The organism is Winogradskya consettensis, from assembly GCF_018332715.1.
GTDB lineage: Bacteria > Actinomycetota > Actinomycetes > Mycobacteriales > Micromonosporaceae > Actinoplanes > Actinoplanes consettensis.
The window spans coordinates 88,299-113,743 of record NZ_BOQP01000035.1; the positions used below are offsets into that span (position 1 = coordinate 88,299).

The 25,445-nt window shown below is 69.3% G+C and carries 23 protein-coding genes; 11 read left to right on the top strand and 12 right to left on the bottom strand.

Annotation, left to right across the window (positions count from 1 at the left end; genetic code table 11):
* Positions 1-11: 11 nt before the first annotated feature.
* The gene (locus Aco04nite_RS30635) at positions 12-716 is read right to left on the bottom strand and encodes an ABC transporter ATP-binding protein (protein ID WP_213000711.1); all 705 of its coding nucleotides are present in this window, start codon (positions 714-716) and stop codon (positions 12-14) included.
* 85 nt (positions 717-801) lie between these two features.
* Entirely contained in the window at positions 802-1,500 is a 699-nt protein-coding gene (locus tag Aco04nite_RS30640; protein ID WP_213000712.1) for an ABC transporter ATP-binding protein, read from the bottom strand.
* A gap of 178 nt (positions 1,501-1,678) precedes the next feature.
* Between Aco04nite_RS30640 and Aco04nite_RS30645 the strand changes: the two genes are divergently transcribed.
* Together Aco04nite_RS30645 and Aco04nite_RS30650 are read left to right on the top strand one after the other, a co-directional pair.
* Positions 1,679-2,554 (top strand): DUF4328 domain-containing protein, encoded by an 876-nt coding sequence (locus Aco04nite_RS30645; RefSeq protein ID WP_213000713.1) that lies wholly within the window; start codon positions 1,679-1,681, stop codon positions 2,552-2,554.
* A gap of 91 nt (positions 2,555-2,645) precedes the next feature.
* Positions 2,646-4,661: a YncE family protein gene (locus tag Aco04nite_RS30650; protein WP_213000714.1), complete on the top strand. Its 2,016-nt coding sequence runs from the start codon at positions 2,646-2,648 to the stop codon at positions 4,659-4,661.
* A gap of 3 nt (positions 4,662-4,664) precedes the next feature.
* On the opposite strand, the gene Aco04nite_RS30655 is transcribed toward Aco04nite_RS30650, so the two are convergent.
* From Aco04nite_RS30655 to Aco04nite_RS30685, 7 genes are all read right to left on the bottom strand, one after another.
* A complete protein-coding gene (locus Aco04nite_RS30655; protein WP_213000811.1) occupies positions 4,665-5,306 on the bottom strand; it encodes an alpha-ketoglutarate-dependent dioxygenase AlkB in 642 nt (213 codons plus the stop codon).
* Positions 5,307-5,335: 29 nt separating this feature from the next.
* The gene (locus Aco04nite_RS30660; RefSeq protein WP_213000715.1) at positions 5,336-5,791 is read right to left on the bottom strand and encodes a hypothetical protein; all 456 of its coding nucleotides are present in this window, start codon (positions 5,789-5,791) and stop codon (positions 5,336-5,338) included.
* Between the two features lie 91 nt (positions 5,792-5,882).
* Positions 5,883-6,800 carry a succinate dehydrogenase/fumarate reductase iron-sulfur subunit gene (locus Aco04nite_RS30665; protein ID WP_213000716.1) on the bottom strand — a complete coding sequence of 306 codons (918 nt, stop codon included), beginning with the start codon at positions 6,798-6,800 and terminating at the stop codon, positions 5,883-5,885.
* Positions 6,797-8,677 carry a fumarate reductase/succinate dehydrogenase flavoprotein subunit gene (locus Aco04nite_RS30670; RefSeq protein WP_213000717.1) on the bottom strand — a complete coding sequence of 627 codons (1,881 nt, stop codon included), beginning with the start codon at positions 8,675-8,677 and terminating at the stop codon, positions 6,797-6,799. Before Aco04nite_RS30670 ends, Aco04nite_RS30665 begins: the two co-directional genes overlap by 4 nt.
* Positions 8,678-8,690: 13 nt before the next feature.
* Positions 8,691-9,479, bottom strand: a complete 789-nt coding sequence (gene sdhC / locus Aco04nite_RS30675) for a succinate dehydrogenase subunit SdhC (protein WP_213000718.1) — start codon at positions 9,477-9,479, stop codon at positions 8,691-8,693.
* Positions 9,480-9,912: 433 nt separating this feature from the next.
* Positions 9,913-11,310, bottom strand: coding sequence for a TldD/PmbA family protein (locus Aco04nite_RS30680; RefSeq protein WP_213000719.1), 1,398 nt, complete (start codon positions 11,308-11,310; stop codon positions 9,913-9,915).
* On the bottom strand, positions 11,307-12,743 hold the full coding sequence (locus Aco04nite_RS30685; protein ID WP_213000812.1) for a TldD/PmbA family protein: 1,437 nt from the start codon (positions 12,741-12,743) through the stop codon (positions 11,307-11,309). Before Aco04nite_RS30685 ends, Aco04nite_RS30680 begins: the two co-directional genes overlap by 4 nt.
* 112 nt (positions 12,744-12,855) lie before the next feature.
* Here Aco04nite_RS30685 and Aco04nite_RS30690 point away from each other — a divergent pair, with 112 nt between their 5' ends.
* Positions 12,856-14,388: a GGDEF domain-containing protein gene (locus tag Aco04nite_RS30690; RefSeq protein ID WP_213000720.1), complete on the top strand. Its 1,533-nt coding sequence runs from the start codon at positions 12,856-12,858 to the stop codon at positions 14,386-14,388.
* Between the two features lie 148 nt (positions 14,389-14,536).
* On the opposite strand, the gene Aco04nite_RS30695 is transcribed toward Aco04nite_RS30690, so the two are convergent.
* Entirely contained in the window at positions 14,537-15,055 is a 519-nt protein-coding gene (locus Aco04nite_RS30695; protein ID WP_213000721.1) for a Uma2 family endonuclease, read from the bottom strand.
* The gene (locus tag Aco04nite_RS30700) at positions 15,052-16,761 is read right to left on the bottom strand and encodes a prolyl oligopeptidase family serine peptidase (RefSeq protein ID WP_438874957.1); all 1,710 of its coding nucleotides are present in this window, start codon (positions 16,759-16,761) and stop codon (positions 15,052-15,054) included. Before Aco04nite_RS30700 ends, Aco04nite_RS30695 begins: the two co-directional genes overlap by 4 nt.
* A gap of 94 nt (positions 16,762-16,855) precedes the next feature.
* On the opposite strand from Aco04nite_RS30700, the gene mshB reads away from it, so the two are divergent.
* From mshB to Aco04nite_RS30720, 4 genes are all read left to right on the top strand, one after another.
* Positions 16,856-17,704 (top strand): N-acetyl-1-D-myo-inositol-2-amino-2-deoxy-alpha-D-glucopyranoside deacetylase, encoded by an 849-nt coding sequence (gene mshB, locus Aco04nite_RS30705; RefSeq protein WP_213000813.1) that lies wholly within the window; start codon positions 16,856-16,858, stop codon positions 17,702-17,704.
* Complete coding sequence (locus Aco04nite_RS30710; RefSeq protein ID WP_244876414.1) at positions 17,701-18,081, top strand: hypothetical protein; 381 nt, start codon at positions 17,701-17,703, stop codon at positions 18,079-18,081. The genes mshB and Aco04nite_RS30710 overlap by 4 nt, the downstream gene beginning before the upstream one ends.
* Before the next feature lie 113 nt (positions 18,082-18,194).
* Positions 18,195-19,874, top strand: a complete 1,680-nt coding sequence (locus tag Aco04nite_RS30715) for a VanW family protein (protein WP_213000724.1) — start codon at positions 18,195-18,197, stop codon at positions 19,872-19,874.
* A gap of 19 nt (positions 19,875-19,893) precedes the next feature.
* Positions 19,894-20,358 carry a hypothetical protein gene (locus tag Aco04nite_RS30720; protein WP_213000725.1) on the top strand — a complete coding sequence of 155 codons (465 nt, stop codon included), beginning with the start codon at positions 19,894-19,896 and terminating at the stop codon, positions 20,356-20,358.
* A 535-nt stretch (positions 20,359-20,893) separates the two neighbouring features.
* Here Aco04nite_RS30720 and Aco04nite_RS30725 read toward each other — a convergent pair.
* Positions 20,894-21,856 (bottom strand): GNAT family N-acetyltransferase, encoded by a 963-nt coding sequence (locus Aco04nite_RS30725; RefSeq protein WP_213000726.1) that lies wholly within the window; start codon positions 21,854-21,856, stop codon positions 20,894-20,896.
* Between the two features lie 83 nt (positions 21,857-21,939).
* Between Aco04nite_RS30725 and fdxA the strand changes: the two genes are divergently transcribed.
* From fdxA to Aco04nite_RS30745, 4 genes are all read left to right on the top strand, one after another.
* On the top strand, positions 21,940-22,266 hold the full coding sequence (gene fdxA, locus Aco04nite_RS30730; RefSeq protein WP_106316083.1) for a ferredoxin: 327 nt from the start codon (positions 21,940-21,942) through the stop codon (positions 22,264-22,266).
* Positions 22,267-22,268: 2 nt separating this feature from the next.
* Positions 22,269-23,357: a succinyldiaminopimelate transaminase gene (dapC, locus tag Aco04nite_RS30735; protein WP_280519392.1), complete on the top strand. Its 1,089-nt coding sequence runs from the start codon at positions 22,269-22,271 to the stop codon at positions 23,355-23,357.
* Between the two features lie 139 nt (positions 23,358-23,496).
* The gene (locus tag Aco04nite_RS30740) at positions 23,497-23,880 is read left to right on the top strand and encodes a hypothetical protein (RefSeq protein ID WP_213000727.1); all 384 of its coding nucleotides are present in this window, start codon (positions 23,497-23,499) and stop codon (positions 23,878-23,880) included.
* Positions 23,877-25,445: a hypothetical protein gene (locus Aco04nite_RS30745; protein WP_213000728.1), complete on the top strand. Its 1,569-nt coding sequence runs from the start codon at positions 23,877-23,879 to the stop codon at positions 25,443-25,445. Before Aco04nite_RS30740 ends, Aco04nite_RS30745 begins: the two co-directional genes overlap by 4 nt.

A 25,445-nucleotide genomic window follows, 5' to 3' on the forward strand; every position in this document is an offset into this window, starting at 1 on the left:
AACTCCCCCAGTCAGAAACCTAGGTACGCGTGCCGCATCTCGTCGTTGATGTCGGTGCCCCGGGTGACCACCCGGCCCAGCGCCAGCACCACCGCCTCGTCCGCGATCGCGAGGGCGCCGCGCACGTTCTGCTCGACCAGCAGCACGGTCAGCCCGGAGCGGTCGCGCAGGGTGCCGAGCAGCGTCATGATCTGCGCGGTGATCTTCGGGGCGAGCCCGAGCGACGGCTCGTCCAGCAGCAGCAGCCGGGGCCGCCCGACCAGCGCCCGACCCAGCGCGAGCAGTTGCCGCTCACCGCCGGAGAGCTGATGACCGGGGAACTTGCGGCGCCGGGCGAGCGGCTCGAACAGCTCGTACACCTCGGCCGTGGCCTTGCGGACATCCGCCCGGTCCTTGCGCCACAGCCCGCCGAGCCGCAGGTTCTCGTCGACGGTCAGCTCGGTGACCACCCCGCGCCCCTCGGGCACGTGCGCCACCCCGCGGCGCACCATCTCCTCGACCCGGACCCCGCGCAGGTCCTTGCCGTCGAGCAGGACCCGGCCGTGGGTGGCCGGAAGCAGACCCGAGAGGGTACGCAGCAGCGTCGTCTTCCCCGCCCCGTTCGCCCCCAGCACCGCGGTGATCGACCCGGTCTCCACATCGAGATCAACCTCGTGCAGCACCGGCGCCGCGCCGTACCCCGCGGTCAGACTCTCCGTCCGCAGCAACGCCGTCATGCTCGGCCTGCCTTGTGCATGTGCTCATGGCCCTCGCCGTCGTGGCCGTCTGGAAGTTGCGCGTGGTGTGGCTCGGTGCAATCGCTCATGCTGCCGCCCCCAGATAAGCGTCAGCTACGGCCTCATCCGTGCGGATCTCCTCGGGAGTCCCATGGGCGACAGGCTTTCCGAAGTCGAGGACCAGGATCTCGTCGCAGACCGTCATCACGAGGTCCATGTGATGCTCGACCAGCAGCACCGAGCAGGAGAGCCCGGTGATGAGCTCGCCCAGCTCCTCGATCTCCTGCACGCCGAGCCCACCGGCCGGTTCGTCCAGCAGGAGCAGCCGGGGATCGGAGACCAGGGCGCGGGCGAGGGCGACGCGTTTGCGGATGGCGTACGGCAGGGAGGCCGGTTTCTCGTCGCGGTAGGAAGCGGCGCCGCAGCGTTCGAGGGCGGCCTCGGCCCTGTCCCTGTCGCTCTCGCCGACCAGGACGTTCTCCAGGACGGTGAGGCTGGGGAAGAGCCCGACGCCCTGCAGGGTGCGGGCGATGCCGCGCTTCTTGAGTTGGTGCGGGCGTGGGCGCAGCGGCCGGCCGTCCAGCGTGAGCTGCCCCGAGGTCGGGGCGACGAACCCGCAGACGACGTTGAACAGGGTTGTCTTGCCGGCGCCGTTGGGGCCGATCACGCCGACCGTCCGGCCCGGCGGGACGCGCAGGGAGACGCCGTCGAGCGCGGTCAGGCCGCCGAAACGGACGCTTATGTCATGGAGGGTGAGGCCATCGGAAGGGGGCTGGTGCGGCATCGGCACCGTCCTCTTTAGAGATCAATATTTACACTCGCAGTGTAATTTCTTGAGACGTGGTGTCAATGGCTACGAAACATTGCCGTTAACTCGCAATACGGGGCTGCTTTCCCCGCCATGTAACCGATATCCTTCGCGCGCCCGACATCGACCGGGCTGAAACAGCGCGGGGGAAGCAGTGACGAACAGCTATGGGCCGCCCGATCACTACCCGGCGGCACGGCGACTCCGCAGGCCCGCCATCCGGGCGAGCATCGCGCTCGGGCTGGTCTCCGCCGCGGCGATCGCCGAATGGGCCGGCTCGCTCATCCTGCTCGGCGTCGACCCCGCCTCGTACGACGCCGACCAGGACACGATCGACCTGCTCGGCGCCGTCTGGGGAGTGTTCTACCTCTATGCGGGCATCGAGTTCATCGGCTGGCTGCGCGTCGCCCACGACAGCATCGGCGAGCTCGGCATCAAGCTGAGCTGGACCCGCGGCTGGACCATCGGCGCCTGGCTCATCCCGCTGGCGAACCTGGTCATCCCGCTGCTCATGCTCAGCGAGATGGACCACGCGGCCGAACAGCGCGTGGACCCCGCCGCGAGGCGCCTGGGTCGATGGGTCTTCCTGCTGTGGGCAATCCTGTGGACAGCGGGCGATCCGTTCCTGGACCCGTCAGCCTGGGACGACTACCTGTCCAGCGAGGTGGTGGCGGTTATGCTCGGCCTCATCCTGGTGATCGACCTCGCGGCGGCGGTCTTCGCGGCACTGCTGATCTGGCGGATGACCGGAAATATCCGGATCTCCGTCGGGCTCGCCGGCCCCCACGGCGCTACGCCCGTCGCCTGGGACCCGACGGCCCCCTACGCGCATTACCAGCAGCCACCCGTGCCGCCGGCCTTTCCCCCGCCGCCCTCGCCGCCCGATCTCACGTCCGCGCCGGATCCCACGTCCGCGCCGGATCCCACGTCCGCGCCCGATCCCACGTCCGCGCCCGATCCCACGTCCGCGCCGGATCCGTGGTCGCCGTCCGTGCCGAGGCCGCGTCCTCCGGCCGACGACCAGATCTGACACTTCGGATGATCAACTCGGCTCCCGGGGTGTCGTAGCCTGCTGATCGTCGTGCTCCCGGCGCGGCGATCACGGGGGAGTCCTGCACGTCGTGCGTACCAAAATTGTCCGGTCTGCGATCGCAGCTGTCGCCCTCACCGGCACCGCCGCGGTCTGGGCCCTCTCGACCGGGTCGGCGTCAGCCGGCACTCAGCCCGAAACGATCGTGCTGGCTGCCGCCGACCAGCATCCGATCAGCGGTTACGCGTCGGACGATCTCGTCGTCGACGGCTTGCACAAGCACCTGCTGAGCAGCCAGACACCGGACAACACGGTCAAGGTGTTCAAATACGACGGCACTCTCGCGGCGACCCTGAAGCCGGGACCCGGGCTCGGCGTGCAGGCCCCGGTGCTGTCCGCGGACTCCACCAGGCTGTACGTGGCATTGGCGGCCGGCAACGAGATCGTTGAGTACGACGCCGCGAAGCTCACCGAGACCGCGCGCTATCCCCTCGGCTACGGGCACTCGCCCGAGCGACTGGCCTTCGCCGGGGGCAGGTTGTGGTTCTCCTACCAGGATCTCGGCTACAACGGTCATATCGGATCTCTCGATCTCGCCGACGGCGCAGTCTCGATCTACGAGACTCCGGACGGCAGCACCCTGACGAATGCGGCGCCGATCCTCGCCTCGAGCCCGGCGGCCCCGGACCGGCTCGCCGTCCTGGGCGGCTGGGGCAGCACCCGCGGCCCGCTGTACCTCTTCGACGTCTCCGGCGGCACGGCGAGCCGGCTGGCGAAGGCCGAGTACTACGACGACGCCGTGATCAACTACCGCGAGCTGCTGTTCAGCGCCGATGCCAGCCAGCTCGTCATCGGCGGCTACGGCGGCGTGAAGATCGTGTCGGCCGCGGACCTCTCCTCGATCGGCGTCATCGGGACATACCGCTTCCAGGGCGTGGACGTAACCAGCGGAACCGGCCTGCTGATCTCGGAGCGCCCGGACGCCGTCCTGCCCGAACTCACCCTCTATGCCCCCGGCACCACCACCCCGGTCCGGCAGTGGGATGTTCCGCTCAGCGGCGCCGCCGAGCTGCCGTCGATCTCCGATGTGGCCTGGGAACCGGGTGGCGGCCACGCCTTCGCGATCACCAGCGAGCGCCTCGGCACGCAGACGCTCTGGACGCTCCAGGACCCGGCGGCCACCCCGACCGGGATCAAGCTCACCGCCCCGGCGGCCGCTAACCGCGCGGCGACCCTCACCGTCTCGGGACTGTCCACCGGGATTCCGGCCGGGGCCGACCTCTCGGTGACCCGCAAGGACCTGGAGTCGACCGCAGGCAAAGCGCTACCGCCGGTGAAGGCCGGCACGGCCGGGGCCTTCACGATCATCGACAAGCCGCCGGTGGGTGGCAAGGTCACCTACACCGTTGCGTACGCCGGGAGCGCCACCCGCCGCCCGTCATCCGCGACAGCAACGGTGTCGGTCTCGCTCGCCACCCCGGCGTTGACCCTCAACGGCAACGGCAGCATCCACGCGTACGCCTCCACGTACTCCCTGACCGCCCATCTGGGTACGGCGTACAAGAACCGCACGATCGAGATCTGGGCCGACCCGTGGGGCCCCGACGCGAACCGCCTGCTCAAAAAGGCCACGATCGACGCCAAGGGCAACGTCACGGTCGCCTACCGCCTGACGCGCAACACATCGGTCAGCGCCGTCTTCACCGGAGACGGCCAATACGCTGCCCGCACGGTGAAGTCCACGGTCTACACCCGGCCGAACATCTCGCTGGCGGTGTCGTCGCACTACAAGACGGCGAAGATCGGCTCGACGTCGTACTACTACTTCCACACGACGAAGAACCCGCGCCTCACGACGACGATGACGGCCTACCCGAAGCGCAAGCAGAAAGTCCTGTTCGAGTACTACGCCTCCGGCAAGTGGAACAGCTGGAAGGAAACCTACGTAGCCGTCGACTCGGCGGGCCACTCGACCTACACCCTGACCGGGACCCACAAGATCGGCGTCCGTTACCGCGTCCGCTCGGCCTACATCTCGGGCTCAGCGGGCGACAACGTCAACTACACGACCTACGGCTCCTACGCATACTTCACCTTCACGAAGTAGCCGTCAGGCCACGTTGATCGGGCGGAACTGAACGCTGACCCGCGGGCCCACCGGCCTGGCGGTCTTGGGGATGGCGTGCTCCCAGGTGCGCTGGCAGGTGCCGCCCATGACGATCAGATCGCCGTGCCCCTGGGGGAAGCGCAGCGTCTCCGCCTGCCCCGCGCGGGGACGCAGCATCAGGTTGCGCGGCGAGCCGAACGACACGATCGCCACCATGGTGTCCTCGCGCGCCGAGCGGCCCAGGGTGTCGCCGTGCCAGGCCACGCTGTCCTTGCCGTCGCGATAGAGGCACATGCCCGCCGTAACGAAAGGCTCGCCCAGCTCGGCCGCGTAGTGGGCGGACAGCTGCTCCCGGGCCTCGGTCAGCGTCGGATGCGGGAGCTCCTCGTCGCGGCCGAACCAGCGCAGCAGCCGGGGCACGTCGACCATGTCGTCCCACATCTGCCGGCGCTCGGCCCGCCACCCGATCCGGTCGGCGAGCAGGGTCTCGAAGATGTCGTCGGAGCCGTGGACCCAGCCCGGCAGCACGTCGACCCAGGCGCCCGCGGTCAGGTGGTGCCGGACGATGCGATCGCCGAGCGGCTCGAGGACGGGCGAAGGCCCGCCCATCAGGTCGAGCATCGACGGCTGGTATGCGCTCACCAGGCCAATCTACCCGCCTTCGCACGTACGTGCTAATCCTCCTGGCGTGCCGCGCGCAGCGAGTCCAGGCGGTCCTGGGCGCGCTTGACCGCGGACCGGGAGCGCTCCAGGAACGCGTCGCTGCGGTCGAGCCGGGCCACTTCGCGGGCGAACGCGCCGTCCATCCGGTCGACGGGATCGGCAGGGTCCGTCCCCGGGGTGGTTTGCTGCTGGTCGAGGGCGCGCTCGCGGGCGGTCGCGACGTGCTCGCGGGAGTCGGCGAGCGAGTCGCGCTGGTCGGCGAGCTCCTCGCGTCGTTCCGCGGCGACCTCGCGTTCGGCGACGAGGCGTTCGCGGTTCTCGGTGGTGTCGTTGCGGCTGACCAGGTCTCGTTCGAGGCTGGTGAGGCGCTGCTCGCGGGCGTCGAGCAGGCGATCGCGGGCGTCGAGCTCGCGCGTCCGCTCATCCAGGTGGTGGTCGCGCGCATTCCAGTTGTCGTCAGGGAACACGCCTGATCCTCGCACGCGCGCAACGGTGGCGCCCGCGGAGTCGTTCAGCTGTCCCTGTCGGCGATCCTCAACCCTCTCTTGAGGGCGATCCTCAACCCTCTCTTGAGGGCGATCCCGGGGCCGGATGCTGGTAGGTGATGTCGGTCAGCGGGAACGTCTGGTCGTCACCGAACGGGGACGGCCCGCCGGACTGCGTGGACAGCATCTCGCCGACGTCGAGGTGGGCGTCCGGAGCCACACCGGCCGGCGGGGCCTCGGCGAGCTGGTCCCGGCGGAAGATCTTGCGGCCGAGCCAGACCAGCGGGTCGTAGCGCCGGTCCACCACGCGCTCCTTCAACGGGATGATCGCGTTGTCCGTGATCTTGATGTGTTCGGGGCAGACCTCGCTGCAGCATTTGGTGATGTTGCAATAGCCGAGCCCCTGATTGGCCTGGGCGTACTCCTTGCGGTCGGAACGCGCGTCCAGGGGGTGCATGTCCAGCTCGGCCGCGCGGATGAAGGAGCGGGGACCGCTGAACGCTTCCTTGTTCTCCTCGTGATCGCGTACGACGTGGCATGTGTTCTGGCACAGGAAGCACTCGATACATTTGCGGAATTCCTGCGACCGCTCCACATCGATCTGCTGCATCCTGTACTCGCCCGGAGCCAATCCTTCCGGTGGGCTGAAAGCCGGGGTCTCGCGGGCTTTCGTGTAGTTGAAGGACACATCGGTGACCAGATCGCGGATGACCGGGAAGGCCCGCAGCGGCGTGATCGTGACGGTCTCGCTCTCCTCGAACGTCGACATCCGCGTCATGCAGCCCAGCCGTGGCTTGCCGTTGATCTCCATCGAGCAGGAACCGCACTTGCCGGCCTTGCAGTTCCACCGGCAGGCAAGATCCGGAGCCTGGGTGGCCTGGATCCGGTGGATGATGTCGAGCACGACCTCGCCGTCATTCACGTCGACGTCGTAGTCGCGGATCTCACCGCCGGAGGAGTCGCCCCGCCAGACCCGGAAATGACGGCTCATGAGAGCTCCTCGTCGGTCATGTACTTGGTCAGTTCGCCGTACTCGAAGAGCTCCAGCAATTCCGGCCGCATGGCGGGCAGTGGTTTGCGTTCGAGGTGCACCTCACCCATGTCGTCCAGCGAGCAGACGAGGTTGACCTTGCGCCATTGCGGGTTCATGGTCGGGAAGTCCTCACGGGTGTGGCCGCCGCGCGACTCCTCGCGTTCCAGCGCGGCCTTCGCGGTGCATTCCGAGACCACGAGCATGTTGCGTAGGTCCAGGGCGAGATGCCAGCCCGGGTTGTACCGGCGGCCGCCGGTCGCCCCGACGTTCGCGACGCGCAATTTCAGCTCGTGCAGGCGTTTCAGCGCGTCCGTCAGCTCGCCTTCGCGGCGGATGATGCCGACGAGGTCGCCCATGACCGCCTGGAGATCCTGCTGGAGCGTGTACGGGTTCTCGCCGCTTTCCCGGTGCAGTGGCGCCAGGGCGGCGCCGGCCGCCGCTTCGACGTCGGCGGTGCGGACCTTCGGGCGTTTGTCGAGGCTCTCCGCGTACGCCGAAGCATGCTCCCCGGCCCTTTTGCCAAAGACGAGCAGGTCGGAGAGCGAGTTACCGCCCAGCCGATTGGAGCCGTGCATTCCGCCGGAGACCTCGCCGGCCGCGAACAACCCGCGCACCACACCGGCGGCGGCCGCGGTGTCCGGATCGACCTCGACGCCACCCATCACGTAGTGGCAGGTGGGTCCGACTTCCATCGGTTCCTTGGTGATGTCGACGTCGGCCAGCTCCTTGAACTGGTGATACATCGACGGCAGTCGCCGGGTGATCGTCTCCGCCGGCATCCGGGTCGACACATCCAGGAACACGCCGCCGGATTTGGTGCCCCGCCCCGCCTTGACCTCGCTGTTGATCGCCCGGGCCACCTCGTCGCGGGGCAGCAGCTCCGGTGGGCGGCGGTTGTTGTCCGGGTCGGTGTACCAGCGGTCGGCCTCCTCCTCGGTGTCCGCGTACTGCTTGCGGAACACGTCGGGGACGTAATCGAACATGAACCGTTTCTGGTCGGAATTGCGCAGCACGCCGCCGTCACCGCGCACCGATTCGGTGACCAGGATTCCCTTGACGCTCGGCGGCCAGACCATGCCGGTCGGATGGAACTGCAGGAATTCCATGTTGATCAGCGTCGCCCCGGCCCGTAGCGCGAGTGCGTGACCGTCCCCGGTGTACTCCCACGAATTCGAGGTCACCTTGTAGGAACGCCCCACACCACCGGTGGCCAGCACGATCGCCGGCGCTTCCAGCAGGATGAGTTCGCCGGACTCGCGGTAATAGCCGAACGCCGCGGCCACCCGATCGCCGTCCAGGAGCAGCTCGGTGATCGTGGTCTCGGAGAAGACGCGGATCCGCGACTCATAGTTGCCGGTCTCAGCGAAATCCTCCTGCTGCAGCGAGACGATCTTCTGCTGCAGGGTCCGGATCAGTTCCAGCCCGGTGCGGTCGCCGACATGCGCGAGCCGCGGATACTCGTGGCCGCCGAAATTGCGCTGCGAGATCTTGCCGTCCGGGGTCCGGTCGAAGAGCGCACCGTACGTCTCCAGCTCCCAGATCCGCTCCGGCGCCTCTTTCGCGTGCAGCTCCGCCATCCGGTAGTTGTTGAGGAACTTGCCGCCCCGCATGGTGTCGCGGAAATGCACCATCCAGTTGTCCCGCGAATTCGCGTTACCCATCGCCGCCGCGGCGCCGCCCTCGGCCATGACCGTGTGCGCCTTGCCGAACAGCGACTTGGAGATGATCGCGGTCCGCTTCCCGGCGAGCCGCGCCTCGATGGCCGCTCGCAGTCCCGCTCCGCCCGCGCCGATGACGACGACGTCGTACAGGTGCCGTTCGATCCGTTCTTTCATGTCCCCTTGCTCCCTAACTGATGAAGCGCAGGTCGGGCCACCAGCCGGCCGCGAGCGCCATGACGTAGAAATCGGTCAGCGCCAGGGTCCCGAGGGTCACCCAGGCCAGCAGCATGTGCCGCGCGTTGAGTTTGGAGACGAACGTCCAGAACCGGTAGCGGACCGGATGCTTCGAGAAATGCTTCAACCGCCCACCGGCGATGTGCCGGCACGAGTGACAGGACAATGTGTACGCCCACAGCATCACGACGTTGGCGCTCAGGATGACGTTGCCGAGCCCGAAGCCGGTGCCGAATGATCGGATCGCGTCCCAGGTGTTGATGACGGAGATGATCGTGGCGGCGTAGAAGGCATACCGGTGCAGGTTCTGGAAGACCAGCGGGAACCGCGTCTCACCGGTGTATTTCGCGTGCGCGTCCGGGACCGCGCAGGCCGGTGGCGACAGCCAGAAGGCTCGATAGTAGGCCTTGCGGTAGTAGTAACACGTCAGCCGGAAGAGCAGCAGGAACGGCAGCGTGAACGCGGCTTCGGGGATAAGCCAGAAACTCGGCAACGGGGTCCCGAACTCGGCGGAACCCTCGATGCACCGATCGGTCAGGCAGGGAGAGTAGAACGGCGTCAGATAGTGGTAGTCCGGCACGTAATACCACTTGTGCATGAACACCCGGACGGTCGCGTAGAGCACCCACGCGCTCAGCCCCGCAAAAGTGATCAGCGGCGCCAGCCACCACCGATCGGTCCGCAACGTCCTGGCGGCGATGGCGGCACGCTTCGCCCCAGGCCTGCTTACGGTCGTCGTCATTGACGTCTCCCTGACAGGTAACTCTGCCGGCGGGCGCGCACGAAGAACCGGTCCACAAAGTTTGCGTCCGCAATGTGTGGCACACGTTACAACGAAGGTCACGAACTTGTCTGCGTGAATCTCCGGTGACTCTGGGTTTCTGATCCGCTAGGACGCGCGCCATCGAGCGCCCAGGGCGTTATCGGCCTTGATCAATCCGGCCGGTCCCGGGCCGCGGCCCGGATCTGCAGCAGGTAGTCCTCGACCGGGGCATCGGGCAGCCGGGCCTCGCCCTCGTCGCGGTGGCGGCTGGCGACCCGCAGCAGGTAGCGGCTGGAAACTATTGAGTTCAGAACTGACAGCCGCCCCCCGGCCGGCCGGAAATGGTTCTTGAGCTACCGGCTCCTGATCGATATGCCTGCCCGGTGTGGCGGCCGCGGGGTCCTGCGTGCTGTCAGCCGGAGGCGTTGCCGGTGAGGTTCCAGGAGGACAGGTGGAGGGCGGGGGCCGTGAAGCGGACGCCTGACCAGCGGTCCGGCAGGGCGACCGATTCCGTGCCGACCGCGATGACGGCGCCGGGGCCGAGGGCCTGCGGGTAGGACTGGGTGAAGCGCATGTTGCCCACCGCGGTGGTCACCTGGCCGTCCTCGACGAGCCAGACGCCGTTGCGGGTCAGGCCGGTGATGACGAGGCTCTTCTGGTCGAGGACGCGGGTATACCAGAAGTCGGTGATCAGCAGCCCGCGCCGCATCCCTGAGACCAGTGCCCGAGCGCTGGACGCCGTCGGACCGGTCCCTGCGTCGGCCGCCGGATCATCAACGCCGGAGCCGGAGCCGGAGCCGGAGCCGGCGGCGAGCTGGAGGTTGACGGCGATCGGGCCCCAGGAGCGGGAGGCGGCCGAGGCGTGGCCCGTGGAGGTGGTGCCGGCTTCGGCGGCTGAGGTGCGGTCGTGGCTCACCGCGCGGGTGGTGCCGCCGTCGATCAGGGTGAGCGTGTCGCGGGGGGTGCCTTCCAGGTCGAACGGGAGGATCGCGCCGAGCGGCTCGTCGGTGATGGTGATCTTCTCGTCGAACTGCTGGGTGCCGAGCTGGGCGAAGGACTGGTGCTGCGCGAAGGCCTTGCCGTTGAAACCGAACGTCGCGAGGTTGCTGAGCAGGTCGGAGACGGCGGTGGGCTCGAGTACGACCTCGTAACGGCCGGGCGGGAGCTCGATGGCGCGGCCGGCGGCGCGGGCCTTGGCAGCGGCGCGGGCGCCCATGGGGACGCCCCGGAGGTCGGACAGGCGGCCGCTGGCGTGCCGGGACACCCCGTCGGCGCCGTCGAGCCGGGCGATGCCGTCCATGGCGGCCTCGGCTGTGCGGCCCTGGGCGGAGTGGCCGGTGGTGCTTGCGAACCCACCTGAGGTGTAGCTGGTGCGGCAGAATCCGGCGGTTTCCAGGCCGTCGGCGGCGTCGACGAAGTCCCGGACCCGGTCCGCGCGCTCCTGGGGGGAGGCCGCTGCGGTGGCCTCGTCGAAGCCGGCGTCCGGGCGCAGCTCGGCCGGTGGGGTGAGGCCCGGCCAGGTGACGTCGGGCGGCGACAGGCGGGCCGCGGCGATCGTGCGCTCCACCAGGGACTCGAGGCCGTTGATTCCGGTCACCGTGGTGGAGCCGCCCGCCGTCCGCCCGTCGAGGTGCAGCCGGAGCCGCACCGTCGTGGTGGCTTCGGCGACGTTCTGGTGGATCGCCGAGTTGGCGAACCGGGTCAGCGCGTCGGCCGAGTGCACGGCGACGACCTCCGCCTCGGCGCCGGGGCCGGCGACGCGCCGGACCAGCTCGACGACGCGTCCGGCCAGGTCCAGCTCGGCGCTCATCCGCGGACTCCTACTCGTACGTTGGTGAAGCGGGCCGGGGCCGCGGGGTGACCGGTGTGCCCGATCTGGCCCGGCTGACCCTTGCCGCAGTTGGGGGTGCCCCAGGCGATGCTCTCGGAGGAGAGCATGTCCATCGACTGCCAGAACTTGGGGCCGATCCCGGTGTAGGTGGGGTTGCGCAGCATGCGGCCGCGCTTACCGTTCTTGATCTCGTAGCCGATCTCGCAGCCGAACTGGAAGTTGAGCCGCTTGTCGTCGATGGACCAGGAGCGGTTGATGTCCATGAGGATGCCGTCGTCGGTGGCCGCGATGATCTCGTCGAGAGTGTGCGGGCCGGGCTCGAGGCCGACGTTGGTCATCCGGACCATGGGCAGCCGGGCCCAGCCGTCGGAGCGGACGCTGCCCGCGTAGTCGAGGCCCGCCATCGCCGCCGAGTCGCGGCCGGCGAGGACACCCACCCAGATGCCGTTGCGGACCGCGTCGCGCCGGGCCGCGGGGGAACCCTCGTCGTCGTAGCCGAAGCTGCCCAGCGCACCCGGGATCGTGGGGTCGATGGTGATGTTCATCAGCTCGGAGCCGTAGCGCAGGCTGCCGAGCTGGTTGAGGTCGAGCCAGGAGGTGCCGGCGAACGCGGCCTCCCAGCCGAGGATGCGGTCGAGCTCGATGGCGTGACCGACGGACTCGTGGATCTGCAGGGCGAGCTGCTCGCCGCCGAGGATCAACGTGGTCTCGCCGGCGGGGCAGAGCGGCGCGGTCAGCAGCTCGCGGGCCTCCTGCGCCATCCGGGCGGCGTTGTCGGTCAGCGCCAGCTCGTCGACGAGCTCCCAGCCGCGGGTGCCGTACTGACCTCGGTGGGACGGCCAGGACCGGCGCTGGATCTCGTTGTCGCCGTAGGCGCTGGCGGTGATGCCCGCGCCGCACTCCCGGATGTGCTGGTCGATGCGGTGGCCGTCGCTGGACGCGAACCACTTGCGGGTGTCCCAGATCTGATAGATGCCCTCCGCCAGGTCGGCGCCGGCGTCGCGGGCCGTGGCCGTCGCCGCCACCAGCAGGTCACCCTTGGTGGAGAGCGGCACCGACAGCGGATCGATCTCGCAGGCGCTGGCCCAGCTCGCCGTCACCGCGCCGGCCGGCACCAGGTCGATCTTCGGACCGGGCACCCGGGCGCTGGCGGCCGCGATCTCCGCGGCCCGGCGACCCGCGGCGCGCGCCGCGGCGTCGGAGAGGTCGGGGACGGCGTAGAAACCCCAGCTCGAGCCGACCAGCGCGCGCACCCCGATGCCGGCGCTCTCGTCGGAACTCAGATCCTCGACCTCGCCGTCGCGGGCACTCATCGTCTCGGTGCGGCGCAGCATGACCCGCGCGTCTGCATATCGGGCACCGGCGTCGAGTGCCGCCTGAACGGCAGCCCCCGCTTCGTCGAAGTGATCCACGCTCATGTTCCAAGGGTAGGGGAAGCGTCGGACATTTTTTGACTCATATGTGGTGCGGGGCGGCCGAACGGTACCGTCACGGGGAGATCGACATCCGGATCGAGGTGGGAGGATGGCGACCGACCACCTGCCCGCGCTCATTCTGCCCTTCGGCCCGCACGTGCAGCTCGCGCTGCACGTGCACGATCTGACGATCCAGGGCCGCCAGGCGGAGACGTTGCGCGCCGCGGACGCCGCCGAGGGTGTGGCGACAGCGCTCGGCGATCTGCGTACGGTCCAATCGATCAAACTCGGCCGCATGTACGCCCTGATCGCCCTCGGCCGCCTCCAGGAAGCGCTCACGGTGGGCGAGAGCATCGCCATGGCCGGCCCGCGCAGCACCGACGCCAAGATCCTTGCCGATACCGCCGAGGTGCTGATCCGGATGGGCCGTGTCGACGAGGGCCTGCATCACCTGGCGCGCGCCATGGTCGTTCTCGAGACCGCCCCGCGTGGCAGTGTCCGTTACGTGTCGGCGATGTCGTCGCTCTGTGATGCGGCCCGCGTGGCCGAGCTCTTCGAGCTGGCCGACGAGTGCCTGCGTATCCCCGACGGCATCCTGGACTTCAGCGACCTCTACCGCTCCTCCGCCGACCTCCAGCGAGCCGAGCTGCGCCTGGAGTGGGGCCTGCGACTGGAACAGGTCGGCCGCCCGGACGAGGCCACCCGCCTCTACGAGACCGCGGTGACGCTGCTCGAACGCTGGGCGGCGCCCGACGCCCCGCTCTCGAACGCCCTGCTCTCGCTCGGTCTGGCCAAGACCGGCCGCCACGATGAAGCCCTGAAGATCGTGCACGCCCTCCTGCTGCCGATGCGCCTGGACGGCCAGGACCACGAGGCCCGGCTGCTGCACCTGGCGCACGGCGTGGTGCTGCGTGACACCGGCGACCTGCCCGGTGCCCGGCGGGAGTTCGTCGCGGCGGACGAGCTGGCCGTCCTCCCGGGCGAGCGGCTCATCTACCGCTTCGAGCTGGCGGTCCTGGCCACGCTGGAGGTCCCCGGCGCGGCCGCCCGATCCATGCTCGCGGCCCTGCGCGGCCAGGTCGAGATGCTGTGGCGCCTCCGGCTGGACCGCCGCATGATGCTGCAACAGGCCTACCGCCGCGTGGAGCTCGAGGCGGCCCGCAGCACCGCGGACCTCGACGCGACCTCGGACGCCCTCACCGGCCTGGGCAACCGCCGCATGTTCGACCGCCGCATGGCCTCGATGGCCGGCACCAGAGCCCTGCTACTGATCGACGTCGACCGCTTCAAATCCATCAACGACGACTTCTCCCACGGCATCGGCGACCGCGTCCTCGCCGAGATCGCCGCCGTGTTGCGCGCCCACTGCCGCCACGACGAGATCGCCATCCGCTTCGGCGGCGACGAATTCGCCCTCTTCCTCACCACGGAAGAACCCGAGTCCCGCCAGGCCGCGGAACGAATCCGAAAGGTCATCCTCGCCCGCGACTGGAGCACCATCGCCCCGGGCCTGCGCGTCACCCTCAGCATGGGCCTGGCCGTCTGCCAAGCCGGCGAATCCAGCGAAGACCTCTACACCAGAGCAGACGCCAATCTGTACGCGGCAAAGCGCGCGGGCCGCAACCGCGTCGCCGTCGCCTGACTCAGCCCGGCGATGTGCTGGTGACGCGGCGTCGGCGTGGGCGATATCAGCACACTCCCGTCGAGCAGCTCGACGCGTTGGGGTGTCTCTCCCAGTTGCAGATGTTCGTGCTCGCTGAGTGGCAGGCGAAAAGGCAGCACGCCCCAGGCTAAAGGTTGAGGCCGGTGACGCGGACGAGTTGCATGACGGACTGTTCGACGTAGCCCTGGGCGGAGAGCATGTTGCTGTGCAGGAGGCCTCGCTCGGGGTCGGCGACCAGGTAGCAGGGGATGCGGGCCTGGGCGTATGCGTGCATCTTCAGGGTCCAGTCGACCGTGGTGCTCGCGGCTGAGGTGATTTCGCAGACGAGGCGGACCGAGGTGGCCTCGACCAGGGGGATGTCCGGGTCGATGGTGCCGGCGATGATCAGGTCGGGGACGGCGATGCGGCCGGGGCCGAGGCGGACGGGGACGCCGGTGATGACGTTGAGGTCGGCTCGGCCGGCTCGGAGGGCGTTGGAGAGGGCGTGGAGGATCATCTGGTGGCGGGGGGTGTCGCGGGGGCAGGTGAGGACGTTGCCGTCCCACAGCTCCGAGATGGCCGACGTCTCGCCGAGCTGGAGGTAGTCGACTTCGGTCGTCGGCAGGGCTTCCATGGGCAGGCTGCGGCCGATCAGGGCTGACGTCATGCGCACTCCCGGGTGACGAACTCAACTTCCACGGACAAATCACCAGATTTAGGTACGGTGAGCAGCGCCGGACCGGTCGGCCCCGCGATGTGATGCTCGTAGATTTCGGGGTTGTCGGTGCGCGAACCGAGATACCGCTCGGCGTACGCGGGCGGCAGGTCGGCCCAGTCGAGCACCGGATCGCGGGCGACGCCGCAGCGGAAGACATCGGGGCGGCGCTGCACGGCCAGGGCGGCGAGCCACCCGCCGAGGCCGGTGCCGCGGATCGCCACACGGTCCAGGTCGAGGTCAGGGTGTTTGCCGGTGAGTGCGTGCAGCCCCTCGATCTGGTCGGTCAGGGCGACGTCGGCCAGCCGGCGGTAGACGACTTTTTCGAAACTGGGGGCCACTCCGGGCGTACCCCGGGAATCGACACTGACCACGACGAAGCCGGCGTCGGCCCACCATTGTCTTTCCTGCCAGGCGGCGGGGTCCTGGATGACCTGCTGGCGGCCGGGGCCGTCGCCGAGCTCGACGAGGACGGGCAGGCGGGTGCCGCCGACCCGGCCCGTGGGGTAGAGCACGGCTGACGGCAGGCGGCGGTCGGTGACGCGTTCGAGGACGGGCTTCGGCGCGTACGGAAAGGGCTCCGGGGCCGATGGGAGCAGTTCGTTGTCGATCATCAGGAGGGCGCCGCCGACGATCGCGTGATGCCAGCCGGGCTCGGTGGTGAGCCGCCGGGACTTCGCGCTGCTGCCGCCGATTGACGTGCGGATCGCATAGATGTGCTGTTCAGCTGGTTCGCCCTCGGTGCCCTCGACGATCAGTTCCTGGGTGCCGCCGAGCACCCCCGCGACCCGCCGGACGTAGAGGCCGGGCGGGGTGAGCAGGCTGCCGTCGGCGAAGAGGCAGCGGGCGTCGAAGCCGTCGTGTGCGAGCTCGCCGCCGACCAGGACGCGACCGTCCGGCAGCAGCAGGGGAGTGCCGGGGATCGGTTCGACCCAGCGCGCGTCGGCCAGCTCGGCATGGACCTGGGTCTCGCCCGTACGCGTGTCGACGGAGAGCACGAGCCCGTGCTGCTGGCTGCGGCGGAGCACCGTGATCAGCGGGTTTCCGGAACTCCAGCGCACGTCGGCCAGGTAGGGGTAGGTCTCGCGGTCCCAGTGCACGTCGACCCAGCCGCCGTAGAGGTCCAGCAGGTGCAGGCTGACCGTCTTCGCGCTGCGTACGGCCAGGATGCGGCTGCCGTCAGGAGACCACCACCAGCCACGGGTACGCCCGAACTCCGCCGCAGTGGCGTCCGCGCAGCCCCAGGCGACGCCCGGCTCCCCCGCGAGCAGTTGATCACCCTCGGGCCCGGTCACCCGCAGCGCACCCGCCGGAGTTACATACCCGATGTGTCCCCCGTCGGGGGAGGGCTGGGGGTCGACGACCGGCTCCGAAGCGCTGAAATCGCTGGTGGACCGTAGCGCGCCCGCTACCGTCCAGGCCAGGACGGACAAATCACTGGAGCCCGCGAAGCTCGTCACAGGTCCGGGGTCGATGCGGGTGATGTCGCCACTATCAACCGTACGGACCCACAACGCCGGGTCCGGGTCGAAGGGCCCCGCCGAGCGCAGAAAAGCCACCCGCGCGCCGTCCCCGCCGACCGTCACGGCGTGGGGTGCGCCGAAGCGGAACCGGCCGGTGCGGGCGGCGAGTTCGGGATACTCCACGCCGCTTAGCATCCCTGATCACCAGCCACTCGCGCCCACCAAACCGGGGAGAGCCTCCCCGCGTAAAGTGGCGCGAGTGACGAACGCCCAGCCCGCACGCCGCCTCATGCTCGTGCACGCCCACCCCGACGACGAGGTGACCGGCACCGGCGCCACCATGGCCCGCTACGTCGCCGAGGGCGCCCAGGTAACGCTCGTGACCTGCACCTTGGGTGAGGAGGGCGAGATCCACGTGCCCGCGCTGGCCCAGCTGGAGGCGAAGCAGGCCGACCAGCTCGGCGGCTGGCGCGTCGTGGAGCTGGAACGGGCCTGCGCCGCGCTCGGCGTGAGCGACCATCGCTTTCTCGGCGGCGCGGGCCGTTACCGCGACTCCGGGATGATGGGTCTGGAGACCAACAACCACCCCCGGGCCTTCTGGCAGGCCGATCTCGAGGAGGCCGCGCGGCTCTGCCTGGAGATCATGCGGGAGGTACGCCCCCAGGTGCTGATCACCTATGACGACAACGGTTTCTACGGCCACCCCGACCACATCCAGGCGCACCGCGTCGCCATGCGCGCGGCCGAGCTCGCCGAGGCCGAGGGTTTCGGGCCCGAGAAGATCTACTGGACCGCCATGCCGCTCAGCGTCCTCGAGGGCGGCATCGAGGCGTTCAAGGGCATGGAAGACAACCCGTTCGCCGACGTCGAGAGCGTCGATGACCTGCCGTTCGGTCACCCGGACGACGAGATCGCCGCCCGCGTCGACGGCACCGACTACTACGAGCAGAAGGTCGCGGCGATGCGCGCGCATGCCACGCAGATCCCGGACAACTCCTGGCTCTACGGCATCGCCGGTGACTTCGGCGGTGAGTTCATGGGCGTCGAGTACTTCACCATCGTCAAGGGCGAGCGCGGCGAGGTGAGCGGCCCGCACAAGTGGGAGAGCGACCTGTTCAGCAACGTGGTCACGCCGTGACGTCCGTGTTCAAGGTCGGCGGGGTGCTCGTCTCGCTGGTACTCGTGGTGCTGACCGCCGCGCTCGAGCTCTATCTGACGCCGCTGCGCGCCGGGGGCGTACCCATCGGGGTTGCGGTCCTGGTCGCCGCCGTAGCCAACTGGCTGATCTCCTGGTTCGCGACCGAAACGGTCGGCCGCCGCTGGGCGGTCGGCCCGGCCTGGGCGCTCTGGACCGTGCTCATGTTCATCGCCGCCGGCACCCGCACCGCCGAGGGCGACTACCTCATCAGCGGCAACGACTGGGTGGCGCTGGTGATGATCCTCGTCGGCAGCCTGACCTTCGCGGTCTACGTCTATCGGGCGATCTTGAAGCCCGCCCCCGTCACGAACCAATGACAACCCCTCGCGTCGCTTGGCCGCTCTGACCAGCCCATGCACACTGGTTCTTTTCGCCGCTGACGACGAAAAGGACCACGTTGACCGCCGTTTCCGAGCAAGCCCCGGCCGAAGTGACTGAGGATTCCACGCCGCTCAACCGCAAACGGATCATCGTGGTGGGCACGGTCGCCGCTGTGCTGATCGCGGCGGCGGGTGTCACCGCCTGGGTCTACGGCGGCGACGTGCCGCGCGGCACCCGGGTCCTGGGCCTGGACCTGGGCGGCAAATCGCGCTCCGAGGCCGAGCGGGCGCTCGCCGAGGGCTTCGGTGCCAAGGTCAGCGCCCCGGCGAAGATCGACCTCGACGGCGAGCCGGTCACCCTGCAGCCCGCGGAGATCGGGCTCAGCCTCGACGTCACCCGCACGGTCAGCAAGGCGATGAAGGGCCACCCCACGATCGTCGGCGAGCGCTCCGTCGACCCCGTGATGCAGCTCGACCGGGCGAAACTCGAGACCGCCCTGCGCGACCAGCTCGACCCGGAAAAGGTCACGCTCAAGAAGCCCGCGCTCACGTACGCCGGCCTCAAACCCGAGCTCACCTATCCCGCGCCCGGCGAAGGCCTCGATCCGGCCCAGGCGGCCACCGCGGTCAGCACGGCGTGGCCGCTCGGCGAGACGGCGAAAGTGCCGCTCGTGCAGGTCGCGGCCACCACCGACGCGGCCCAGCTCGACGCGCTCGCCAAGGACCTGGCCGAGCCCGCGGTCGCCGCGCCGGTCACGATCAACGTCGCCGGCAAGTCGTTCACCCTGACCCCGGCCGCGATCGCGAAGGGCCTGATCTTCAGGTCGGACGACGCCGGCCTCCTGACCCCCACCATCGACGCCAAAAAACTGCACACCGCCGCGGCCAAGGAGTTCGCCAAGGTCGAGAAGGCCCCCACCGAGGCCGCCATCAAACTGGTCAAGGGCAAACCCAAGATCTCCGCGGGTACGCCCGGAGACCTCGTCGACCTGACCGCCCTCGCCCCGGCCCTGCTCGCCGTCCTGCGCGACCCGGCGCCCCGGGAGCTCGACGCGACCCTCAGCAAGCAGGATTCCGACGTCACCGCCGCGAGCCTCACCAAACTGGGCGTCAAGGAGAAAGTCTCGACGTTCACCACGAACTTCACCGGCGGCGCCAGTTCACCCCGCAGCCAGAACATCATGACCGTCGCCCGTGCGGTGGACGGCGCGGTCGTCCAGCCCGGCGCGACGTTCTCCCTCAACGGCCACACCGGCGAACGCGACTACGCCGCGGGCTACCAGGACGCCCCGGTCATCGTCGGCGGCAAACTCGAACCGGGCGTCGGCGGTGGCGCCTCGCAGTTCACCACCACCCTCTTCAACGCTGCCTACTACGCGGGCCTGCAGGACGTCGAGCACAAACCCCACTCGTTCTACTTCTCCCGTTACCCCGCGGTCATCGAGTCGACGATCTTCTACCCGACCCTCGACCTCAAATTCAAGAACACCACTCCGTACGGCATCTTCGTCGACACGTCCTACACCAGCAGCTCCGTGACGGTGACGATGTGGAGCACCAAGATCTACGACAGCGTCAAAACGGTCTACGGCCCCCGTCGCAACACCACCTCACCGCCCACGGTCCACCGCGAGCCGGGCCCCAAATGCATCACTAGCAGCGGACTCCCAGGTTTCACCCAGGACGCATGGCGCGTCATCCGCAAAGATGGCAAAGAGATCGAGCGCAAGAAGTTCACTTGGCGCTACGATCCCGAACCACGATTCATCTGCGGCGAAGAGCCGGAGTAAGCCCCGAAGGAGAACCGGCATGAGGCAGCGCTGGGTGTCGATCGCAACAATCGCGGCAGCCCTCTTCGCGATCAACGTGATCGCCAGGCTGATCAGCCACTTCGGCTACCCCGACAACGACACCGCCGAAAGCCGCATCTCCATCGTCATGTTCGCGGTCATCGGCATCGTCCTCGCCGTCCTCACCTACCTCCGCAGCCAACGCCTCCCCGCCGCCCAATGGCTCCCCGACCTCGCCGCAGCCGCCGTCGCCGGCATGCTCCTGACGATCCTCATCGGGCCCTTCGCCAGCGGTGACTACCCGTTCTCCTCCGGCGCCGGCAACTTCTTCTCCCAGATCTGGCTCTACAGCGGCTTCGCCATCGTGGGCACCCTGCTCGGCTACTGGGTCGCCACCATGCTGGGGCGGGACTACCGGTCCAAGTCCTTGAAAGCTTTCTCGCAGGCTCGGGCGGGTAGGCCTCGTCGGGTTGTTCGGCGATGAGTTTTCGGAAGCCCGTTGTGCTCGTTCTTTCACCGACCGGTCACTCTCTGGGCCGCCTGAGTCTGCTCGTTACGGCCTCGCGTGTACCCGTTCGTTGATCGCGCGACTTTGCTGGGCAGGCGGCTTGGCTGGTGGATCGGTCAGAGGGCCGGCCAACCGGGCGTGCCGTCCGCGGCCGCAGTGAGGCCGGCGCCTCGTAGGGCCATTCCACAAGTTTCGGATCGGTCGCGTTCGGGGCGCCGTCTTTAGCCCTTTTATCTGGCTTTTCTGGGGCTGGGTGGGACCGTTCTCAGGCTGTGATCTCCACTCCTGGGCCGGTGACCGAGGCCCGGGGCCGGCCCTGGGTAGGCCGGCCATCGTCCGGGGCGCCCTGCCAGGGCGCATCTGAGGGATCACGACGGCCTGCGCCGGGTTCAGCTTTCGTCTCGCGGCGCGCGATACAACGCCGTTCGCGGGTGCGGCGGTCGGTGGCTCGGGTTGCCGGCTCAGGGTCAGGGCGGACTTCAGTCAGGGTGGGGCGGGCGGCCAGGGGCCATTAGAGGGGGGCTTCGCGGGTCAGGTAGGTGTGGTGGGTCCGGAAGGTGAGTTTCTGGTAGAGGGCGACGGCGGCGGTGTTGCGTTCCTCGACCTGGAGGTAGGTGCGGGGGGCTTGTTGCTGGAGGGCCCAATGGCCGACTGCGCGCATGACGTGGGCGGCCAGTCCGCGGCGGCGGGCGGAGGGGGCTGTCTGGATGAGGGAGAGGCCCAGCCAGCGGTCGGGGCCGGTGATGACGCCGCGGGCGACCGCGATGGGGGTGCCGCCGGGGTCGAGGACCGAGGCGAAGACCGCTTCCCGGACGCCGGTGATGATGCGTCGGCCGGTGGGGGGCAGGCCGCCTTTGTGATCGGCGACCATGGCGTACCAGGCGTCGGTGGGGGTGTCGGCCAGTTCGACGGTGGGCAGGTCGGGGCGGGCCGTGGTGGCTTCGAGCATGGTGGTGACCCGGGTGGTCTGGACGAGGGTGAGGGGGCGGGCTGTCCAGCCCCGGGAATCGAGGGCGGCGTTCACGGGTGCGGCCAGGGGCATCGGGGTGTTGATCATTGCGCGCTGGCCGTGGGCTGCGTACCACTGCTCGACCGCGTCGATGGCTGCTTCGAGGGTGCGGTCGGGGTCGCCGATCGGGAGGGCGGAGTTTGCCCGGCCCGTCCAGTTGTCGGCGGCGCGCAGGATCCAGGAGCCCAGGGTGGCTTGCGTCGGGGCGGGCCAGGCCTCGTTGGCGGCCAGTTCCAGGGCCACGACGTCGGCGGCCGGCGGGCGGCGCGCGGCGGGCACCCGTTTTGCCCGGTGAATCTCATTGAGCGGTACGCGCAGAGTCCCCTTGGGCGTCGCCAGAGTGAGATCCGTCTCGGTTAGTTCGACCAGCTCGCCGAGCGCATCTGTGAAGAGCGGGCGATCCTGGGAAACACCTACAATTCGACGAACGACAACCCGGTGTCCCACATCCTGCCGTCGGAGCACGTGCCACCCCCCTCCGGCGAGATACTAGGCTCTGCCCGTAACGTCGCGCTCTCCTGCGGCGTGGCTCTGGAAGGGAAAGACCAGTGACTTACATCATCGCTGAGCCCTGCGTCGATGTGCTCGACAAGGCATGCATCGAGGAGTGCCCGGTCGACTGCATCTACGAGGGCAATCGGATGCTCTACATCCACCCCGATGAGTGTGTCGACTGCGGTGCGTGTGAGCCGGTCTGCCCGGTGGAGGCGATCTTCTACGAAGACGACGTCCCGGAGCAGTGGAAGGACTACACCAACGCCAACTACGAGTTCTTCGAGGACCTGGGCTCGCCCGGTGGCGCCTCGAAGGTTGGCAAGATCGACAAGGACACGCCGTTCGTGCTGTCCCAGCCGCCGCGCGGGGATGCGCACTGACCGTGTTGTCCGCGGCGCTGCCTGATTTCCCCTGGGACCTGCTCGAGCCGGCCAAGGCCGTTGCCGCCGCGCACCCCGACGGCCTCGTCGACCTCTCGGTCGGCACGCCCGTCGACCCGGTGCCGGCGGCGGTCCGGGCCGCTCTCACTGCCGCTTCCGACGCGCCGGGCTATCCGCTGACCGCGGGGACCCCGGCGCTGCGTGCGGCGATAGCCGGCTGGCTGGCCCGTTCCTGTGCCATCTCGGGAACTCCCGGGGTGCTGCCCACGATCGGCTCGAAGGAACTCGTCGCCTGGCTGCCCACCCTGCTCGGCGTCGGCCCCGGTGACGTGGTCGTCATCCCCCAGGTGTGCTACCCGACGTACGAGGTCGGCGTGAAACTGGCCGGTGCCGAGGTGGTCCGCTCCGACTCGCTGACCGCGCTGGGCCCGGACCCGCGGGTGAAGCTCGTCTGGATCAACTCGCCGTCCAACCCGACCGGCAAGGTCCTGCCCGCGGCCCACCTGCGCAAGGTGGTCGACTGGGCCCGCGAGCGCAACGCCGTCGTGGTCAGCGACGAGTGTTACCTCTCCCTGGGCTGGGACGAGTCCCCGGTCTCCGTGCTCTCCGACGAGGTCTGCGGCGGCGACTACACCGGTGTCATCGCGGTGCACTCGCTCTCCAAGCGCTCCAACCTCGCCGGTTACCGGGCCGGGTTCGTGGCGGGCGACCTGGCCGTGATCAAGGAGTTGCTGGCGGTTCGCAAGCACGCCGGGATGATCGTGCCGGCGCCGGTGCAGGCCGCGATGATCGCCGCGCTCGACGACGAGGATCACGTTGTTGAGCAGCGCAAACGCTATGCGGCACGGCGTGAGTCGCTGCGTGCGGCGTTGACGGCCGCCGGCTTCACGATCGAGTTCTCGACTGCCGGGCTCTATCTGTGGTCGACCCGCGGCGAGGACTGCTGGAAGACCGTCGACTGGCTCGCCGAGCGCGGGATCCTCGCGGCGCCGGGTGCCTTCTACGGTCCGTCCGCGGCCCAGCACGTACGGATCGCGTTGACGGCCACCGATGAAAGAGTCGCCGCGGCTGTTGCCCGTCTCACTGCCTGATCAGGAGATCTACGTCCCTGACCGGCCGAACGGGGTACCCGGAAATCGCTTCCTGTCGCTACCCTGGTTGGTGCAGCTGTGACGGCGTGAGAACGGGGAGGCTGTCGTGGGCGACGGGATGAATGTCGAGACTGGTGGGTTGACCGACTTCTCGAGGGCGGTGCACGCGGATACTGATGTCTTCCTGGGGCCGGCTACCGACCGGGCTCAGGTGCAGTTCCGCGAGGGTGTCCTCTTCGGGCAGGGCAATGCCAGCGACGCTGTGAAGCTGGCCAAGGAGAACTACGCGACGGCTCTGGGCATCTCGCTGCAGAACCTCGAGCAGTACGTCAAGGCGGCCAGGCTGATGGCGAACGCCGCCGAGAAGGCAGCCGCCGCGTTCGAGGAGTCGGACGCGCGCTCGGCCGACGGTGTGAGCCTGGCGCAGCAGGCGCTGTGGGACGCCGCGGAAGAAGCCCGTCGCATCGACGAAGCAGCAGCTCAGGCGTACCGCCGCCATGGTGGACAGGCGGTGATGATGTGACTGACTGGAATTCCTACAACACGCCTCGCCTGTGGTCGATGGTCGCCAACGAGGACAACAGCGAGGCCTGGCGTCAGGTCGCGGCCTGGGGCGACATGTCCGACTCGGTCAAGGACCAGCGCGGCCTGCTCATCAACGCCCGCGAGAAGCTCATCGCGATCTGGCCCCCGGAGGAGAACGCCTCGTCCGAGGCCTTCGTGAAGAAGCTCAACAGCCTGCTCGACCGCATGGACGTCGCCAAGGCCGAGGCCATGGACACGGCCGTCGGGATGGGCAACATCCTCGACGCGCTGCGCCATGCGAAAGAGAACATCGAGCCGCTCTACGAGCAGCACTACGACAAGAGCCACGACATCGTGCCGGCCTGGTGGGACAGCGCCGAGGACGAGATCGACCAGCAGGCGCGATCCCACATGATGGTCGCTGAGGCGATCGTCCAGGAAAACGTCGGCAAGATCCGCATCCCCGAGCCCTACTCGATGGACATCCAGGCGCCCCGGGGCGGTGAGACGGAGACCGAGACGAGTAACGGCGGCGACAGCAGCAGCACCGGCACCTCGACCCGGATCGGCACTCCTACCTCGATCAAGGTGCCGCACAACCCGCCGCCGCCGACCCCCGGCGGCCCGGGTGACGACCCGTCCCAGCCGACCGACGGCACCGGCCCCGGCAGCAACCCGCCGACCAGCGGAAATCCCCCCGGCTCGAGCAACCCTCCCGGCAGCACCACGCCGATCGACAGCGGCAACGGCGGCCCCGGCGGTGGTGGAGGCGGCGGGACGGTGCCGACCACCGGGCCCGGGCTGTCCGGTGTCATCACACCGCCCGCGGCCACGAACCCGGGTGTCGCCCCGCCCGGCGGCACCCTGCCGCCCAGCACGGGCGTCATCGGCGGTGGCGGTGGCATCGGTGGTGGCGGCGTGATCACGCCGGGTGTCCTGCCCGGCGCAGGCCCGGTCACCGGTGGCACCGGCGGCAGGGGGACCCCGATCCGTGGTGGTGGCACGATCGGCGGTTCCGGCCTGACCGGCGAAGGTGTCGGCGGCGCCGGACGCGTCGGTGGGGTAGGAGCAGGTGGAGTCGGTGGCGTGGGCCGTGGCGGTGTCCGCCCCGGCGGAGCGCGTGCGATGCCCTCGGGAGCGGTCATCGGCGAGTCCGTCGGCGGCTCAGGCCGTGGTGTCGCGGGTGGTGCCCGTGGTGGTGTCGGCGGTGCCGCCGGTCGTGGCGTTGCCGGCGAACGTGCCGGTGGTGTCGGCGGCCGTGGCGGTGCCGGCGGGGTGAACGGCCGCGCTGGTGCCCGTGGTGCCGGCGGCATGACCCCCGAGCAGGTCCGCAACGCCCGCCCGGCGCGGCCGTCCTGGCTCCCGCCGGACCCGGAGGGCAAGTCGTCGTCCATGATGTCCGGTGGGCGTGGCGCAGGCCGTCGCTCCAACGGTGACAGCTCGGAGCAGCCGTTCGACCCCGACAACCCGTGGCAGGTGGCCGAGGGCGTGGATCCGGTCATCGCGCCCGGCTCCGACGGTGGTTACCACGACCCCGGCCCCAACGTGATCGGCTGGCGTTAG

Coding starts and splice junctions, on each gene's coding strand:
- Aco04nite_RS30635 (WP_213000711.1), bottom strand. CDS start 716: ATGACGGCGTTGCTGCGGACGGAGAGTCTGACCGCGGGGTACGGCGCG.
- Aco04nite_RS30640 (WP_213000712.1), bottom strand. CDS start 1,500: ATGCCGCACCAGCCCCCTTCCGATGGCCTCACCCTCCATGACATAAGC.
- Aco04nite_RS30665 (WP_213000716.1), bottom strand. CDS start 6,800: ATGAGCCGTCATTTCCGGGTCTGGCGGGGCGACTCCTCCGGCGGTGAG.
- Aco04nite_RS30670 (WP_213000717.1), bottom strand. CDS start 8,677: ATGAAAGAACGGATCGAACGGCACCTGTACGACGTCGTCGTCATCGGC.
- sdhC (WP_213000718.1), bottom strand. CDS start 9,479: ATGACGACGACCGTAAGCAGGCCTGGGGCGAAGCGTGCCGCCATCGCC.
- Aco04nite_RS30680 (WP_213000719.1), bottom strand. CDS start 11,310: ATGAGCGCCGAGCTGGACCTGGCCGGACGCGTCGTCGAGCTGGTCCGG.
- Aco04nite_RS30690 (WP_213000720.1), top strand. CDS start 12,856: ATGGCGACCGACCACCTGCCCGCGCTCATTCTGCCCTTCGGCCCGCAC.
- Aco04nite_RS30695 (WP_213000721.1), bottom strand. CDS start 15,055: ATGACGTCAGCCCTGATCGGCCGCAGCCTGCCCATGGAAGCCCTGCCG.
- Aco04nite_RS30700 (WP_438874957.1), bottom strand. CDS start 16,761: ATGCTAAGCGGCGTGGAGTATCCCGAACTCGCCGCCCGCACCGGCCGG.
- mshB (WP_213000813.1), top strand. CDS start 16,856: ATGCTCGTGCACGCCCACCCCGACGACGAGGTGACCGGCACCGGCGCC.
- Aco04nite_RS30720 (WP_213000725.1), top strand. CDS start 19,894: ATGAGGCAGCGCTGGGTGTCGATCGCAACAATCGCGGCAGCCCTCTTC.